This is a genomic window from Pseudomonas sp. HD57-3, from assembly GCF_056113135.1.
Map to the genome: position 1 here is coordinate 1,747,622 of NZ_CM148568.1, position 15,238 is coordinate 1,762,859.

At 61.2% G+C, this 15,238-nt stretch carries 13 protein-coding genes and 1 riboswitch; of the genes, 3 read left to right on the plus strand and 10 right to left on the minus strand.

Features of this window, described 5'->3' with window-relative positions:
• Positions 1–222: 222 nt before the first annotated feature.
• The 10 genes from AC0R79_RS07900 to AC0R79_RS07945 form a co-directional block, all read right to left on the minus strand.
• Positions 223–915 (minus strand): pseudouridine synthase, encoded by a 693-nt coding sequence (locus AC0R79_RS07900; RefSeq protein ID WP_474733990.1) that lies wholly within the window; start codon positions 913–915, stop codon positions 223–225.
• Positions 916–948: 33 nt separating this feature from the next.
• Positions 949–1,167: a cysteine-rich CWC family protein gene (locus AC0R79_RS07905; protein ID WP_007957955.1), complete on the minus strand. Its 219-nt coding sequence runs from the start codon at positions 1,165–1,167 to the stop codon at positions 949–951.
• Between the two features lie 5 nt (positions 1,168–1,172).
• Positions 1,173–2,660: a sensor domain-containing diguanylate cyclase gene (locus tag AC0R79_RS07910; RefSeq protein ID WP_127797185.1), complete on the minus strand. Its 1,488-nt coding sequence runs from the start codon at positions 2,658–2,660 to the stop codon at positions 1,173–1,175.
• Positions 2,661–2,817: 157 nt separating this feature from the next.
• Positions 2,818–4,590, minus strand: a complete 1,773-nt coding sequence (gene atzF / locus AC0R79_RS07915) for an allophanate hydrolase (protein WP_474733993.1) — start codon at positions 4,588–4,590, stop codon at positions 2,818–2,820.
• A gap of 25 nt (positions 4,591–4,615) precedes the next feature.
• Entirely contained in the window at positions 4,616–8,248 is a 3,633-nt protein-coding gene (gene uca, locus AC0R79_RS07920) for an urea carboxylase (RefSeq protein ID WP_474733994.1), read from the minus strand.
• Positions 8,249–8,423: 175 nt separating this feature from the next.
• Positions 8,424–9,065 (minus strand): urea amidolyase associated protein UAAP2, encoded by a 642-nt coding sequence (locus AC0R79_RS07925; protein WP_474733996.1) that lies wholly within the window; start codon positions 9,063–9,065, stop codon positions 8,424–8,426.
• Between the two features lie 11 nt (positions 9,066–9,076).
• A complete protein-coding gene (locus AC0R79_RS07930) occupies positions 9,077–9,802 on the minus strand; it encodes an urea amidolyase associated protein UAAP1 (RefSeq protein ID WP_127797188.1) in 726 nt (241 codons plus the stop codon).
• 13 nt (positions 9,803–9,815) lie between these two features.
• Positions 9,816–10,604, minus strand: coding sequence for an ABC transporter ATP-binding protein (locus tag AC0R79_RS07935; protein ID WP_127797189.1), 789 nt, complete (start codon positions 10,602–10,604; stop codon positions 9,816–9,818).
• On the minus strand, positions 10,601–11,416 hold the full coding sequence (locus AC0R79_RS07940; RefSeq protein ID WP_102685956.1) for an ABC transporter permease: 816 nt from the start codon (positions 11,414–11,416) through the stop codon (positions 10,601–10,603). The genes AC0R79_RS07935 and AC0R79_RS07940 overlap by 4 nt, the downstream gene beginning before the upstream one ends.
• Before the next feature lie 18 nt (positions 11,417–11,434).
• On the minus strand, positions 11,435–12,502 hold the full coding sequence (locus tag AC0R79_RS07945; protein WP_127797190.1) for a putative urea ABC transporter substrate-binding protein: 1,068 nt from the start codon (positions 12,500–12,502) through the stop codon (positions 11,435–11,437).
• A 63-nt stretch (positions 12,503–12,565) separates the two neighbouring features.
• A riboswitch (guanidine-I (ykkC/yxkD leader) is annotated at positions 12,566–12,666 on the minus strand.
• Positions 12,667–12,949: 283 nt separating this feature from the next.
• On the opposite strand from AC0R79_RS07945, the gene AC0R79_RS07950 reads away from it, so the two are divergent.
• The 3 genes from AC0R79_RS07950 to AC0R79_RS07960 all read left to right on the plus strand — a co-directional run bounded on the left by AC0R79_RS07950 (position 12,950) and on the right by AC0R79_RS07960 (position 15,196).
• On the plus strand, positions 12,950–13,213 hold the full coding sequence (locus AC0R79_RS07950; RefSeq protein WP_221535256.1) for a hypothetical protein: 264 nt from the start codon (positions 12,950–12,952) through the stop codon (positions 13,211–13,213).
• 178 nt (positions 13,214–13,391) lie between these two features.
• Positions 13,392–13,793, plus strand: coding sequence for a hypothetical protein (locus tag AC0R79_RS07955; RefSeq protein ID WP_064594097.1), 402 nt, complete (start codon positions 13,392–13,394; stop codon positions 13,791–13,793).
• A gap of 203 nt (positions 13,794–13,996) precedes the next feature.
• Entirely contained in the window at positions 13,997–15,196 is a 1,200-nt protein-coding gene (locus AC0R79_RS07960) for a glycosyltransferase family 4 protein (RefSeq protein ID WP_474733999.1), read from the plus strand.
• Positions 15,197–15,238: the final 42 nt, after the last annotated feature.

Sequence of the window (15,238 nt, forward strand, 5' to 3'; positions counted from 1 at the left end):
ATGTCGATCCGGAACGGCAGGTCGACGGGTATTGTTATTGGCGGGCAATCTGCCGGCTGAGGCGCAGCCCTTGAGGGCTGTCTACCGGCAAAAAGTTTCTTAGAAGTTATGTGTGACTCATCGGTCACAATTTGGCCGACGTCCTGATTCAAGCAGGGGGATCCGGATCGCGCAAGTGCCGTTGGTAAATTGTTCGACAACTTCTGCTGAGCGGTCGGCTGCTTAGAACAAATGAATCTCTTCGGTGCGCAAAGCGCGGTACTCGCCCGGTTTTAGCGCGTGATCGAGCGGCAGCGGGCCCATGGATTCGCGGTGCAGGCGCAGCACTTTGTTGTTGAAGTGGCCGAACATGCGCTTCACCTGATGGTAACGACCTTCGACGATGCTCAACCGCGCAGTTCGCGGGCCGAGCACTTGCAGCTGCGCCGGTTGGGTGGTCAGGTCCTCAAAGGCGAAGTAGATCCCCTCGGCGAACTTGATCGCATATTCCGGGCCGATTTCCTGTTCGGTCTCGACGTAATAGACCTTCGGCAGTTTGGTCTGCGGCTGGGTCAGGCGCCGTGACCAGGTGCCATCGTTGGTGATCAGCATCAGCCCGGTGGTATTGAAGTCCAGGCGTCCGGCGATGTGCAGGTCATCCTTGTCCGGCTCGTGGATCAGGTCGAGCACGGTCGGATGCTCGGGATCGCGGGTGGCGCTGACGCAGCCTTGCGGTTTGTACAGCATGAAATAGCGCGCCGGTTTGCCGCTTTGCAGCACTTCGTCGTCGACTTCGACGCGGTTGAATTCCAGGACTTCGCTGTGAGGGTCGCTGACGACTTTTCCGTCAATGCGCACGCGCTTTTCCACCAGCAACAGGCGAACCTGCTTGCGGTTGTAGCGGGGCAAGTTACTGAGGAAACGGTCGACGCGCATGATCAGGAATCGGCAGGAAGCGGGGCGCGCATCTTACGGGATCGACGGCTTGGCCGCTTGCAGTTGCGCCTCGACCTGGGCGCAACGCGGGCACAGGCAGGACTTGTCGCGCAGTTCCGCCGGCAGGGCCTCGAGCACTGCCGGATCGATGGAAACGCCGTAGCACCAGCAGGCGCGGTCGGCGGTGCGCGGGTCGGCCAGGGTGCAGTCATTGCGGGCGCCGCAGGCCGGGCAGAGGTCAGGTTTGTTCATGAGTGTCAGGCATAGGTCGAGTGAGGCATTTCCACGCAGGTGCGGTTACGGCCGGTCTGTTTGGCCCGGTACATCGCATGATCGGCCCGGGACAGCAGGCTGTGCAAGGTGTCATCCCGTTGCAGGGTGGTGGCGCCGATGCTGACCGTCAGATTCAGGGTATGACCGTCGTAGGCATATTCATGCTGTTCGACGTGCTGGCGGATCTTCTCGGCAATCTTCTGACCGGTCTCGCCGTCGGTGTCCTTCAGCAGCACGATAAATTCCTCACCGCCCCAACGGCAAACGATGTCGGAATGCCGAAGGCAACTTTGCAGATCCCGGGCGAACCCGATCAGCACCTGATCGCCGGCCATGTGTCCGTAGGTGTCGTTCAATACCTTGAAGTGGTCCAGATCCAGCAACAGCGCGGTCAGCGGTTTCGGCTCGCGGTGAGCTTCGTGCAGCGCTTGCACGGCGAGCAGGTCGAAGCCGCGACGGTTGGGCAGTTCGGTGAGGCTGTCGAGGGTGGCCTGGGCGTGGATCTTTTCCTGATAGCGGCGGATCAAGCGGTTGACCAGCGCCAGCACGATCAGCGTTACCAGCAGGCAGATCATCAGATTGAGGTACAGCGACTGGCGGATTTCGCTGAGTGCGCCGTCTTCACGTTTGTCGACGAACAGGTACCAGTTCAACTCCGGAATGAACCGCACGTTGAGGAAATGTCCCTGACCGTGGGCGGAATATTCGTAGCTGCCGCTGTGGGGTTTGGGCAACTGGCTGACCAGGCTTTTCATGCTGTCGAGGTCGTTCAGGCTTTTCCCGACTGGCGCCCCCTCTGGCCCGCCCTCGGCGCCGGTCAAGACCAGTCGGCCGAAGGTGTCGACGAAGTAAACGCTGCGTTGATAGCGCTGCTGGTACTTGTCGATCAGCTTGATCACCGCGTCCACCGTCAGCCCTACGCCGGCGGCACCGATGAAGCGATCGTTGTAGTCGTAGACCTTGTAGTTGATGAAGAAGGTCATGTTGTCTTTGTTGGCCAGATCCGGGTCGACGTTGATCTCGTACGGATCCTTCATGTCGCGCACGCGGAAGTACCAGGCATCGCGTGGCTCGTCGATCTTCACCTGCTTGAGCACGCCCTTGGCGTGGTAGTAGGTGTGGGTGCTGTTGGAAATGAAGAACGCGGTGTAGGCGCCGTAGTGGGTCATGACCTCGTCGAGGTAGCGGGTCATCTGGTCGCTGTCTTTCTCGCCGTTCACCACCCAGTCGCGCATGAAGGTGTCGCGGGACATCATCGAGGAAATCAGGATCGGTCTGACAAGGTCTTTCTGGATTTCCGAGTACACCGTGTCGGACGTCAGCGGCAGTTCGGTGTTGACGATATTGTCGCGGATCGACGCGCGCGAGGCGTAGTAGCTGAGCAGCGAGGTGGCGAGGAAACCTGCGCCGAGGAGGGCGACCAGAGTCAATACCAGCGAACGTTGGGAGTAAAACGCAGATCTGAGCGGCATTGGCAGTTCCGTCGACGGTGGCCCGATGGCAGCATTCTAGTGAGATGGCCGGGAAAAAACTGCGGGATTTGTGCCTGAAATGACGGGTAATCAGACGCCGCTCTCTCTCACCGACCCTCTCCAGCAGAGAAGGTCGGCGATTTGCCAGATTTTCGGGTCAGTCGCGGCTGGCGAGGTAGGCGCGCCAGCCACCCAGATGGCTGATGTCGAGCGCACCTTCCAGGCCGTAGGGTTCGCAGATGAAACCGCTCTCCCAGCGGCCGTCCGCCAGTTGTACCTTGCCCAGCCCGAGGGGGGCCGGGATGCCGGTCAGGAATGAACCGAGCTCGCGGCTTGGCAACTCCCAGACTTCCACCTCGATTGCCACGCCGCCCTCCGCCACGCGCAGCATGCCCGGACGCAGCGGTGGGCCGCCGGCCAGCGCGTAGAGTTTGTAGTCCTTCGAGCTGTGGGTGACTTCGATCAGGCGTGCGCCGCGTTGCTGCAACTGCCAGTTCAGGGCCAACCCATCAAGGTGCGCGCCGCAGACCACCAGGCGCGCCCGGTCATTGCGCGCCGGACTCGCCGGTGTCGGCAGCGCCGGATTCTGCTGGCGCTGCAAGGCGTCCGCCAGGCCCAGCAGATACTGGTCGGTGAACGCCCGTCCAAACAGCGTCACACCCCATGGCAAACCGTTGTCCATGACCGCACTGGGTACGGCGACGGCCGCGTAATCCAGCAGGTTCATGAAATTGGTGTAGTAACCCAGTTCGGCGTTGCGCAGCACCGGCTCGGCGTCCAGTTCGGCCAGGGTCACCGGGCGGCCGATGGTGGGCGTGAGCACGCAGTCGAGTCCGTCGAGGGCCTGATCGCAAACGGCTTTGAGCGCTTGCAGTCGATACTGCGCACGGAACGCTTGCACACCAGTCACTGCGGGGGCCTTGGCCAGCACCGCGCGGATCACCGGCAGCACTGCTTCGGGACGCTGTTCCATCAGTTCGCCGGCGACACTGTAACGCTCGGCGACCCATGGCCCTTCGTACAACAACCGCGCAGCTTCGAGGAACGGTGACAGATCCAGTTCGACCGCTTCGCCGCCCAGAGCCTTCAGACGGTCGATGGCATCGCCGAACAGCAGCGGCCCTTCGGGGCAACCGAAAAACTCAAGATCCTGCGCCCGCGGTACGCCAAACCGGAAGGGTTTGGGGGCACCGAATGCCGAGCCGTCATTCCACGCTGGATTGCTGCGGCTGTATTCATCCCGAGGGTCGAAGCGGGCGGTCAGTGCCAGCAACTGGCTGGCCTCGCGTGCGGTCGCGGTGAACGTCGTGACGCAGTCCAGTGTGCGGCAGGCCGGCACCACGCCCGCCGTAGAGATCAGGCCTTTGGTGGCTTTGAGTCCCAGCAGATTGTTCAGCGCTGCCGGCACCCGTCCCGAGCCTGCGGTGTCGGTGCCCAGGGCAAAACTGGCGACGCCGAGCGCCACCGCCAGCGAAGAGCCGGCGCTGGAACCACCGGAGGGATATTCCGGCAACACGCTGTTCGGGCAGGCGCCATACGGCGAGCGGCTGCCATTGAGGCCGGTGGCGAACTGGTCGAGGTTGGTCTTGCCCAGCGGAATCGCCCCCAGCGCCAGCAACTGCTCGACGATGGTTGCCGAACGTTCGGGAAGGTAGGCGAATGCGGGGCACGCAGCCGTGGTCGGGACACCGGCGAGGTCGATGTTGTCCTTGATCGCGAACGGCACGCCATACAGCGGCAAGCTCTCTGGATCGCGGCCGTCGAGGCTGGCGAGGTATGGTTCCAGTTCCTCGACGCTGAGCAGATGAATAAACAGGTGATAGTCGGGATTGAGCGCAGCGGCTTTTTCCCGCAGGGCCAACAGCAATTTGCGCGGTGTGGTCTGGCCGTCGCGGTAGGCCTGGCGCAGGGCATCGAGTTGCAGGTTCATGAGGTCATCCTTTGCAAAAATGGGTTCAGTCGAGTTCCAGCACCACGACCCGTTGACCGGCGCGTACCGCCGAACCGGGTTGCACGCGAATCTCCCGGACCACGCCGGGCAGTGGCGCGAGCACGGGGATTTCCATCTTCATCGACTCCAGAATCACCAGTGCATCACCGGCCGCGACGCGACTCCCGACCTCGACCTGGACCTGCCACAGGTTGCCGGCGATGTGGCTGTCGACACTCTGCTGACCGCTGGCCAGCGGTGTTTCTTCGTGGCTTTGCGGCACGGCCTCTTCGCTGTCGAAGTGCGCCTGGCCGCTGGCGATCCAGCGTTCGCGTTCGGCGTTGAACGCGGCTTGTTGTTGCAGGCGAAAGGCGTGGATGCTCTCGGCTTCGCGGTTGAGAAACCCTTGATAGTCGCCGAGGTTGAGCTGGCTCTGTTCGATGTTCAGGTCGAAACGCCCGAGGGGAAAATCCCGACGGATGCGCAGCAGTTCGTCGGCGCTCACCGGGTAGAAACGGATCTGGTCGAAGAAGCGCAGCAGCCACGGTTTGCCTTCGAACGCGGCTACCGCGCGATAGCGGTTCCACATCTGCAAGGTACGTCCGACGAACTGATAACCGCCCGGGCCTTCCATGCCGTAGACGCACATGTAGGCGCCGCCGATGCCCACCGAGTTCTCGGCGGTCCAGGTGCGCGCCGGGTTGTACTTGGTGGTCACCAGCCGATGGCGCGGGTCGAGCGGTGTGGCGACCGGCGCACCGAGGTAGACGTCACCGAGGCCCATCACCAGATAGCTCGCATCGAACACCGTGCGTTGCACCTCGTCGAGGTTGGGCAGGTCATTGATGCGGCGGATGAACTCCAGATTGCTCGGGCACCACGGCGCGTCCTTGCGCACGGTGGTCATGTATTTCTCGATCGCCAACTGGCAGGCCGGATCGTCCCACGACAGGGGCAAGTGGACGATTCGCGACGGCACTTGCAGGTCCTGGGCGGCGCACACCGCATCCCATTCACCGGCGACGATGCCGAGCAGATCGGCCAGCGGCAATTGTTCGGGCTGGTAGTGGATCTGCAAAGAACGAATGCCCGGTGTCAGGTCGATCACGCCGTGCAGGTTTTTGCCTTCCAGCGCCTGCATCAGGGCATGGGCGCGAAAGCGCAGGACCAGATCCAGTTCCGGCGCGCCGATTTCCAGCAGTAGATGGGTATCGCCGGACACACGCCCGACCAGCCGCTTGTCGTCTTGACCCAACTCCAGAACCACAGGCGAAACCAGACCCTGTGGGAGCTGGCTTGCCAGCGATGAGGCCCGAGCAGACACCGCGTCAACTTCATCGCTGGCAGGCCAGCTCCCACAGGTCTCCCATCTCAGGGCGAGATCGCGGGCAGTCTTGAGATCGACCGGCTCAAACTGCACCTTGTCCCCGGCCTTCAGTTGCCCGAGCTGCCAGAGATCCGCTTCGATCACCGTTACCGGGCACACGAAACCGCCAAGGCTCGGGCCATCCGGGCCGAGGATCACCGGCATGTCGCCGGTGAAGTCCACGGCGCCGATGGCGTAGGGGTTGTCGTGAATGTTCGACGGATGCAGCCCGGCCTCGCCGCCGTCGGCGCGCACCCACTCTGGTTTCGGCCCGATCAGGCGCACGCCGGTGCGGCTGGAGTTGAAATGCACTTCCCATTGCGTGGCGAAAAAGGTGCCGATGTAGTTTTCAGTGAAATATTCAGGCGCGCCATGAGGGCCGTAGATGACGCGGATCCGGCGCACGGCAGGTAATTCGCTGACGTGATGGGGCGCCAATGTCTGCCCGGCGCTGCGCTCACTCAAGGCCGGCACATGCAGCACGTCACCGGCGCGCAAGGCCCGCCCGCCATGACCACCGAACTGACCGAGCGTGAAGGTGCTTTTGCTGCCCAGATAATCCGGCACTTGCACACCGCCACGCAGGCAAAGGTAGCTGCGGGCTCCGGCGCCCGGCAGATTGCCCAGATGCAATTGACTGCCAGCCGGGATCAGCAGGGCGGTGTTCATCGCCTGCGGCTGGCCGTCGAGTGTCAGGGCAATCGGTGCGCCGGTCACGGCCACCACCGCATCGCAATTGAAGCGCAGCAACGGCCCGCTCATGGTGATTTCCAGCGCCGCCACGCCTTCATCGTTGCCCAGTAAACGATTGCCCAGACGCAACGCGCGGCTGTCCATCGGCCCCGAAGGTGGCACGCCGACCGCCCAGTAGCCGAGGCGGCCGGGGTAGTCCTGGACGCTGGTCTGGGTGCCGGCGCTCAGCACTTCAAACGTGTTGGCCCGGTACACCAGGCCTTCCAGGCAACGGGTCCAGGGCTGACCGCTGGCAAACGGCGTATCGAGCAGAATCTGCCGCAAGTAGTCGCGGTTGGTTTCCACGCCGTACAGCAGGCTGTCGCCGAGGGCCTGATGCAGATCGGCACGCGCCTGTTCGCGGGTCGGCGCCCAGCTGATGAGTTTGGCGATCATCGGATCGAAGTAGGGCGGGATCTCGCAGCCAGCCTCGACCCAGGTGTCGATGCGCAGTTGAATGCCGTTGGCCGCAGGAAACTCCACAGCGGTCAGCAGCCCTGGGCTCGGCTGGAAATCGCGCCCCGGATCCTCCGCATACAGCCGCGCCTGAATCGCATGCCCCTGCGGTTGCAGGCCTGCGAACAACTCGGCCAGCGGCGGCAGATCTCCCGCCGCCAGTTCAATCATCCAGCGCACCAGATCGACGCCCCACACCTGTTCGGTAACGCCGTGTTCGACCTGCAACCGGGTGTTCACTTCCAGAAAATAGAAGCGCTGCGCATCGCTGTCGAAAACGAATTCGACGGTGCCGGCGCTGCGGTAATTCACCGCTTTGGCCAGTTTGATCGCCGCTGCGCACAGCTCATCCGCCATGCCTTCGGGCAGGTTCGGTGCCGGGGTTTCTTCGAGGACTTTCTGATTGCGCCGCTGCACCGAGCAGTCGCGCACACCGAGAGCGATCACCGCGCCGTGGCCGTCGCCGAACACCTGGACTTCCAGATGCCGTGCACGCTGGATGTACTTCTCGATGAACACCCCGGCGTCGCTGAAGTTGTTCTGCCCTAGGCGCTTCACTGCCTCGAACGACTCGCTCAATTCGCTGGCGTTACGGCACACACGCATGCCGATGCCGCCGCCACCGGCAGTGCTTTTGAGCATCACCGGATAACCGACCTGCGCGCCGGCAATCAGCGCGGCGTCGAGGCTGTCGAGCAGTTCGGTGCCTTCGAGCATCGGCACGCCGTGCTGTTTGGCCAGGGCCCGTGCAGTGTGCTTGAGGCCGAACACCCGCAGTTGTTCCGGTGTCGGGCCGATGAAGGCAATGCCGTGGTTTGCGCAGGCTTCGGCGAACGCGGCGTTTTCCGAGAGGAAGCCGTAGCCGGGGTGGATCGCGGTGGCGCCAGTGGTTTTGGCGATGGCGAGAATCTTGTCCACCGCCAGATAGGTGCCGGCCGCTGCGCCTTCGCCGAGGCTGTGGGCTTGCTCGGCTTGCAGGATATGCAGGCTGGCGGCATCGGCTTCGGAGTACACCGCGACGCCTTCGACGTGCAGTTCACGCAAGGTGCGCAGAATGCGGCAGGCAATCGCGCCACGGTTGGCAATCAGGACTTTTTCGAACATGGAGAAACCCCCGGAGCCCGCGCAGGGTGCGGGCTCGACTGGGAGGCGGGCCGTCCCGCCGTTTTTGTTCAGGCGCCAGGGTCGTCCCCGACGGCGAAATCACTTCACTTTTTCAGGCACTGGCCTGAGCGCGCCTGGCACAGGGCAAACAACCAGCGGCGCAGACGGACGAATTTCAGTTCCATACCAGTAGCTCCGCAGGTGTCGGGTTGTAGGCGTTGCACGGGTTGTTCAGTTGCGGGCAGTTGGAGATCAGCACGATCACGTCCATCTCCGCGCGCAGGTCGACGTATTTGCCGGGGGCGGAAATCCCGTCTTCGAAGGTCAGGCCGCCCTCGGTGGTCACCGGCACGTTCATGAAGAAATTGATGTTCGGCCCGATGTCACCTTTGCCCAGGCGCCCGTCGTGGGCGCAGGCGCGCAGGTAGTTGTCGCGGCAGCTGTGCATGTAGCGTTTTTCCAGGGCGTAGCGCACGGTGTTGCTCTCTTGCGCGCAGGCACCACCGAGGGTGTCGTGGCGGCCGCAGGTGTCGGCAATCAGGGTCAGCATCGGTTTGCCGAGGTTGGAATACAAAACGCTGCCGGTGCTCAGGTAGACGTTGTTTTGTCGGCGCAATGTGCGTTGCACGTCATAGCGCTCACGGGGATTGGCGGCGCTGTAAAACAAGGTGTCGACCGCCTGATTGCCTTCCAGATCGAGGATGCGCAGGGTCTGGCCGGCCTTGACCTCCATCAGCCAGGGTTCGCCGGCGGGAATGGTGGCGCGGTACACCGCAGCGTCGGGTTGTTTTTGCGAAGTGGCGATAGCAACTGACATGGCGACGATCCTCAGGCGAACAAACGGTCGGTGTTGATAAAGCCGCGCTCGTTCTCCGGGCGCGAGGTACGGCAGTGCTCGGCGACGCTCGGGTCAGCGTTCATCCAGCTCAGCTTCAGCGGTTTGGGGGCGTATTGCGGCGACGGATCCAGCGGATGTTGCAGAGCGGTGAGCACAACCAGCGTGTCCATCGGTGCATACAGTTCGATGTAGTCACCGGCCTGCGAATGGCCCTCGACGAAGTGCAAACGCCCGCTGTCGTCGACGTTGACCCGGCTGAACAGGTTGAGGGTCATCAGCAGGTCGGACAGGCCCAGCCCCCACTTGCCGAGCTCCACCAGCAGGTTGTCGGTGCCGTTGCGAAAGAAGCCGTTGCGCAGTTCCTGATAGCGGCCCTGACCGTATTTTTCCGCGACTTCCTCGGCGCACAGCACACCGCCGAGGCTGTCGCTCCAGCCGCAGGTATCCGCCGTGATCGCCGCCAGCACGCGGCCCATGTCCGAGTACAGGCAATGGCCGGCGGTCAGCTTGGCGGTGTGTTGGCATTTGAGGCTGTCGGGCAGGTTCAGGCGTTCGGTTTTCTCGTTGGCGTTGAGCAAGGTCAGGCTGACGTTGGCACCGCCGCGCAGGTCAGTCAGGCGCAGCAACTGGCCGCGTTTCAGGACGAAGGAGCGGTGGCCGCCGCCGGGCAGGGTTTCTTCGGCGAAGGGTGGAAACAGTTGGGTCGAATCAGTCATGGGAGCAGTCCTCTCAGGCAATACGAAGCGTGCCGGCCAGCGCGGCGGGCAGGGCGTCGACGGCGGCGCGTTCGGCGCGGCGGTCGCTGTTCAAAGGGATGTCGTAGGTGATGCGTGCGCCATAGGCACCGGGAGCATGCGGGTCGAGGCGGACCTTGTCGAACACCAGCAGGCGGGTGCCGAGGCTGAAACCTTCGGACAGGTCGTGGGTGACCATGAACACCGTCAGTTGCGTTTCGCGCCACAGCGCCAGCAGCAGCGCGTGCATGTCCTTGCGAATGCCCGGATCGAGCGCGCCGAACGGTTCGTCGAGCAGCAACACGCGCGGTTTCATGATCAACGCCTGGGCGATCGCCAGCCGCTGTTGCATGCCGCCGGACAGTTGCGCCGGGTACTTGTCCAGCGCATGGCCGAGGCCGACTTTTTGCAGCAGCGCCGAGGCCTGCTCGCGGGCGTCCCGTTTGGCGCTGCCGAACAGACGCCCGAGCAGTGGCGCCCGGGGCAGTTCGAGGCCGAGGGCGACGTTGTCCAGCACGCTCAGGTGCGGGAACACCGAGTAGCGCTGGAACACCACGCCACGGCTCGCATCCGGCTCGCGCGCCAGTGGCTGACCGTCGAGCAGAATCTCGCCGCGACTGGCGGTTTCCTGACCCAGCAGCAGGCGCAGGAAGGTCGACTTGCCACAACCCGAAGCACCGACCAGCGTGCAGAACTCGCCCTCGTTGACGTTGAGGTTCAAGCCTTCCAGCACCACTTGGTCGGCGTATTGCTGCCAGACGTTTTTCACTGTGATGAAGCTCATTTGGCCGCCCCCTCATACCAAGGGAATGCCCGACGGGTCAGGTATTTGAGGCCCCAATCCATCAGCCAGGCGAGCAGGGTGATCCACACCACGTACGGCAGGATCACATCCATCGCCAGGTAACGGCGCACGAGGAAAATCCGGTAGCCCAGACCGTCGGTGGAAGCGATGGCTTCGGCGGCGATCAGGAACAGCCACGCCGAACCGAGCATCAGCCGCAGTGAAATCAGCAGGCGCGGCAACAGTTGCGGCAGAACCACGCGCAGCATCAGGGTCCAGGTCGAGGCGCCGAGGGTCTGCGCCTTGATCAGCAGTTCGACCGGAATGTCCCGCGCGCGCTGCTCCAGATCACGGGCGAGCGCCGGGGTGATACCGATCACGATCAGCATCACTTTCGACAGCTCGCCGAGGCCGAAGACGATGAACAGAATCGGCAGGATCGCCAGCGGCGGCACCATCGATAACACCGTCAGCATCGGCGACAACGGTGCGCCGAACAGCGGCAGGGTGCCGGCCGCCATGCCCAGGCACAACCCGGCCAGCGCCGCGATGCCGAGGCCGATGGCCAGGCGTCCGAGGCTCGACGCGGTGTCCTGCCAGAGCAGGTATTCGCCGGTGCGACTGTCGGCATTGAATGCCAGGCGTTTGACCGCATCGCTCATCTGCACCGCACTGGGCAGCAGTTTGTCGTTGGGGTTGTCCGCCAGTCTCTCGGCCGAGCCCATGAAGTAGGCGAACAGCACCAGGGCGAAAGGCAGGATCACCAGCAGCAGGCGACTCGGTCGATCCGGGTGACGATTGATCAGGCGCATGGCCAAATCCTCCGTGGCTCACAGATTGGCGTCGGCGGCCAGCTGCACGTAAGTCGGATCGAAACGCAGCTTGAGATTGCCTGTGTCACCGCTGGTCACGCCGTTGGCGAAGGACATGCCGACGGCACTGGTGTCCTTGGCGCCTTCGCCGAGCAAGCCGTGCTGGAACGAGAACTCGGCAACTTTGCGCATGGTTTCCGGCAGTTGCTTGCTGGTGGCGAACGCCAGGGCTTCTTTCGGCGTGGCGAACAGTTTGGTGGTGTCCAGTTGCGCCTGGAATCCGGCCAGATCGGTGCCCGAAGCTTTGGCCATGTGCTCAAGTGCAGCTTTGCCGGCGGCGTTTCTGGCGTTCATCAAGTCGACCACTTCGAACCACGCGCCGGTCAGCGCCTTGCCCAGCGCCGGGTTGTCTTTGAGGGTGGCGCTGTTGACCACCATCATGTCCATGATTTCGCCGGGGATCTGGCTGGAGTTGAAGACTTCGGTCACGCCGGGTTTGGCCTTGATGTCCGAGAGCATCGGGTTCCAGGTGGTGACGGCGTTGACCTGCTCGGTGTTGAAGGCGGCGGAAATGTCGGCGTCGGAGGTGTTGACCACTTTCAGGTCTTTCTCGGTGAGGTCGACCGAGTCCAGCGCGCGGGCCAGCAGGTAATGCGAGACCGACAGTTCGACCAGGTTGACGTCCATGCCTTTCAGGTCGGCGACTTTCTTGCCGTCACCCTTGAGGACGATGCCGTCGTTGCCGTTGGAGAAATCGCTGACGATCAGCGCGGTGCTGTCGACGCCACCGGCGGCCGGAATGGTCAGCGCATCCATGTTGGTCATGGTGCAGCCATCGAACTGACCGGCGGTGTATTGATTGATCGATTCGACGTAGTCGTTGAGCTGGACCACATCGATCTTGATCCCGTACTTCTTCGCCCATTTGTCGACGATGCCCTGGCTACCGGCGTATTCCCATGGCATCCAGCCGGCGTAGATCGTCCAGCAGACACTGAAGTGGTCTTTCTGCGCGGCGGGGGATTGGGTGCTGACGAGCGCGGCGAACGCGGCGGCGAGCAGGGCGGGTAAACGTAGTCGGGACATGGTGGCTTCTCCAGTTGATCGAGGGCGGACAGGAAGGCAACGCGGCACCGCGAACGGTGGCTTGTCTCCCGGGCTTTTGTCCCGCCGTGTAACCTCAACTGGAGGTCGCCAACTCTCGGACCAGCCACTCGCAGATGCGAGCCGGAACCCTAGTCAGCCATTGCAAATTGTGGTGCCGCGAACCTGTGATGACTCCTGCACGGGTTTGCTAAAGCGAGAGGCGTGCCAAGTCGCGACGAGCCGTCTGCGACGTGGCTTGCGGGTAGCAGGGCTCAGTTGGCAGGTGAGGGCAGCGCTTTGTGTTGGTGCGCGCTTGCACCGTGATGCAGCGCGATGGCCGCTGATCCGATGCTCGTCCGGCGTGGGCACTCGGTAGCGGTTCGCCAGTCAAACCTGATGTCAGCCGGTCTGTGCCGACTGCTGTCACAGGTCTTTCAGGAGGCCGCCATGCTTCTTAAGAAAATGCTGCGTCGAGCACTGTTCGCTGCGGTGTTCGGTCTGGGGCTGTCCGGTTGTTACTACTACGCCGGCGGCTACGATGTTTACTCCACGCCCTATTACTATCCCGGCTATTACTCGCCCTATTACTACGGTGGATATTACGGCCCGCGCTACTACGGCGGTGCCCGCTATTACTATGGCGGATATGGCTATCGCGGCGGTTACGGACGGGGTTATCACGGCGGCGGATACCACGGTGGGCACCATTAATCAGCGGCTGAATGACGGCGGTTCTGCATGAACAAGGTTTCATGAATCACTTGTTTCAAGTTGTTGCAGAAACGCACCGGATGCCGAAAACGCTGTCAGATATTTCGTCAGTCGCCGAATGAAAGACTGACGCCTGCCAGCGTCGCTGGTGTGGCTACCCGCGGTCCAGGAGGCCGCCATGTATCGCCGAATTCTTCTGTTTACCGTGATGCTTTTTTCCCTTGGCGGATGCGTCCCTTATTCCTACGGAGATGGCTACTACAGCTCAGAGGTCTACACATCGCAGGCACCTTCGTATTACAGCGGTGGCACCTATTACACCGGCGGCAGCACGTATTATTCGGCGCCGCGCTATTACCAGCCAGCGCCACGCTATTATCAACCGGCTCCACGCTACTACTCGGCGCCTCGTTACTACCAACCGGCTCCGCGCTACTACGAGAACCGTCGCTGGCACGGTCATGATCGCGGACGCTGGGACGACCACCGTCGCGGTGGCTGGGATGACCGCCGGGGTCGTGGCAACTACGACCGTCACAGTGGACGCGGCGATTACAACCGGCACGGCAACCGCTGGTAACTCCCCGCAAAAAAGCGGCGCATTGAGCGCCGCTTTTTTTGTGCCTGTTTTTTATGTTGGTGTGGATTGCACCATCTCCTAGGAGGTTCTCGGAACCCTCCTACAGTTTTATTTCTGACCATTTGTTAGCGTTTGTATGCACATGTTGACGTTGAAAAACTTCAATTTCATGGAGGTGTATAAGCGCGGGTTATTGCTCAGATATGAATCTTCTTATCATTCATCAGAATTTTCCCGGTCAGTTTCGTCATGTGGCGTTGGAAGCATTGCGCAGGCGTCTTGACGTCATTGCAATTGGACGCGATACAGCGCCAGGTATTGTCGGGGTAAAGTTATTTCGATATCGACCCTCAAGGAAGATGATTAATGGCGTTCATAACTATTTGTACAGATATCAAGAGGCTGTTTCGGACGGGCAACAAGTTCAACGAATATTGAAGAGGATCAGTCAGGCAGGCTTTCGGCCTGATGTAGTTCTCGCTCATCCTGGGTGGGGTGAATCGCTATTCGTCAAAGATGTGTATCCCGATGTGCCTCTGGTTCATTTCTGTGAGTACTATTACCGAGCGCACGGGGCCGACTCTGGTTTTGATCCTGAATTTCCCAGTGCGATGGACGCGACTTCAAGGCTTAGAATCTTGAATTCGATGCATCTCCTGAATATTGAGCAGTGCGATGCCGGGATTGCACCTACACAATGGCAGCGCGGTCTTTTTCCGAAAATATATCAGTCTAAAATTCGCGTCATTCATGAAGGCATTGTTCAATTTGCCGAATCAGAAAAGGTCGAGTCTGTAACGCTGCCGAGTGGGCGCGTGTTAAGAGCAGGTCAGCCTATCGTGACTTATGTCGCCAGAAACCTCGAGCCGTACCGAGGCTTTCATAGTTTTATGAGATCCATTCCCTATATTCAGGAAAAGTGCCCGAGTGCGCAGATTGTTGTAATAGGTGGAGACGGCGTAAGTTATGGGCGGCTGCCTTTTGGATTTCCGAACTGGCGAAGCAAGATGGTCGCGGAGGTGGATATTGATATTTCCAATGTTCACTTTGTTGGGAAGTTGCCTTATCAAACATACAGATCGATTCTGAATTTTTCAAACGCTCACGTGTATTTGACATATCCGTTTGTTTTGTCTTGGTCTCTGTTGGAAGCCATGGCATCTGGCTGTGTTGTCGTAGGTTCAAATACCGCTCCCGTGCAGGAAGTTATCGAAGATGGGATCAGCGGGATACTTGTTGATTTTTTTGACGCTGAAGAAATCGCCAAGGCAGTGTGCAGGGTTTTAACGTCTTTCGGTGGTTTTGAGTCTATGAAAGATGCGGCGAGGTTGAAGGCAAGCGAATTTGATGTGGTTAAAGGAGTAAGCGGTTACTTTGAAGTATTTAAGGAGTTGATGAGGTGAGTTGTTTCGAGTGATGGGATTGGTCATTTTACAATGGAGATT

Excerpts from the sequence above, each read along its gene's own strand:
- AC0R79_RS07900 (WP_474733990.1), bottom strand. The coding sequence starts at position 915 with ATGCGCGTCGACCGTTTCCTCAGTAACTTGCCCCGCTACAACCGCAAG.
- AC0R79_RS07905 (WP_007957955.1), bottom strand. The coding sequence starts at position 1,167 with ATGAACAAACCTGACCTCTGCCCGGCCTGCGGCGCCCGCAATGACTGC.
- AC0R79_RS07910 (WP_127797185.1), bottom strand. The coding sequence starts at position 2,660 with ATGCCGCTCAGATCTGCGTTTTACTCCCAACGTTCGCTGGTATTGACT.
- atzF (WP_474733993.1), bottom strand. The coding sequence starts at position 4,590 with ATGAACCTGCAACTCGATGCCCTGCGCCAGGCCTACCGCGACGGCCAG.
- uca (WP_474733994.1), bottom strand. The coding sequence starts at position 8,248 with ATGTTCGAAAAAGTCCTGATTGCCAACCGTGGCGCGATTGCCTGCCGC.
- AC0R79_RS07925 (WP_474733996.1), bottom strand. The coding sequence starts at position 9,065 with ATGTCAGTTGCTATCGCCACTTCGCAAAAACAACCCGACGCTGCGGTG.
- AC0R79_RS07930 (WP_127797188.1), bottom strand. The coding sequence starts at position 9,802 with ATGACTGATTCGACCCAACTGTTTCCACCCTTCGCCGAAGAAACCCTG.
- AC0R79_RS07935 (WP_127797189.1), bottom strand. The coding sequence starts at position 10,604 with ATGAGCTTCATCACAGTGAAAAACGTCTGGCAGCAATACGCCGACCAA.
- AC0R79_RS07940 (WP_102685956.1), bottom strand. The coding sequence starts at position 11,416 with ATGCGCCTGATCAATCGTCACCCGGATCGACCGAGTCGCCTGCTGCTG.
- AC0R79_RS07945 (WP_127797190.1), bottom strand. The coding sequence starts at position 12,502 with ATGTCCCGACTACGTTTACCCGCCCTGCTCGCCGCCGCGTTCGCCGCG.
- AC0R79_RS07950 (WP_221535256.1), top strand. The coding sequence starts at position 12,950 with ATGCTTCTTAAGAAAATGCTGCGTCGAGCACTGTTCGCTGCGGTGTTC.
- AC0R79_RS07955 (WP_064594097.1), top strand. The coding sequence starts at position 13,392 with ATGTATCGCCGAATTCTTCTGTTTACCGTGATGCTTTTTTCCCTTGGC.
- AC0R79_RS07960 (WP_474733999.1), top strand. The coding sequence starts at position 13,997 with ATGAATCTTCTTATCATTCATCAGAATTTTCCCGGTCAGTTTCGTCAT.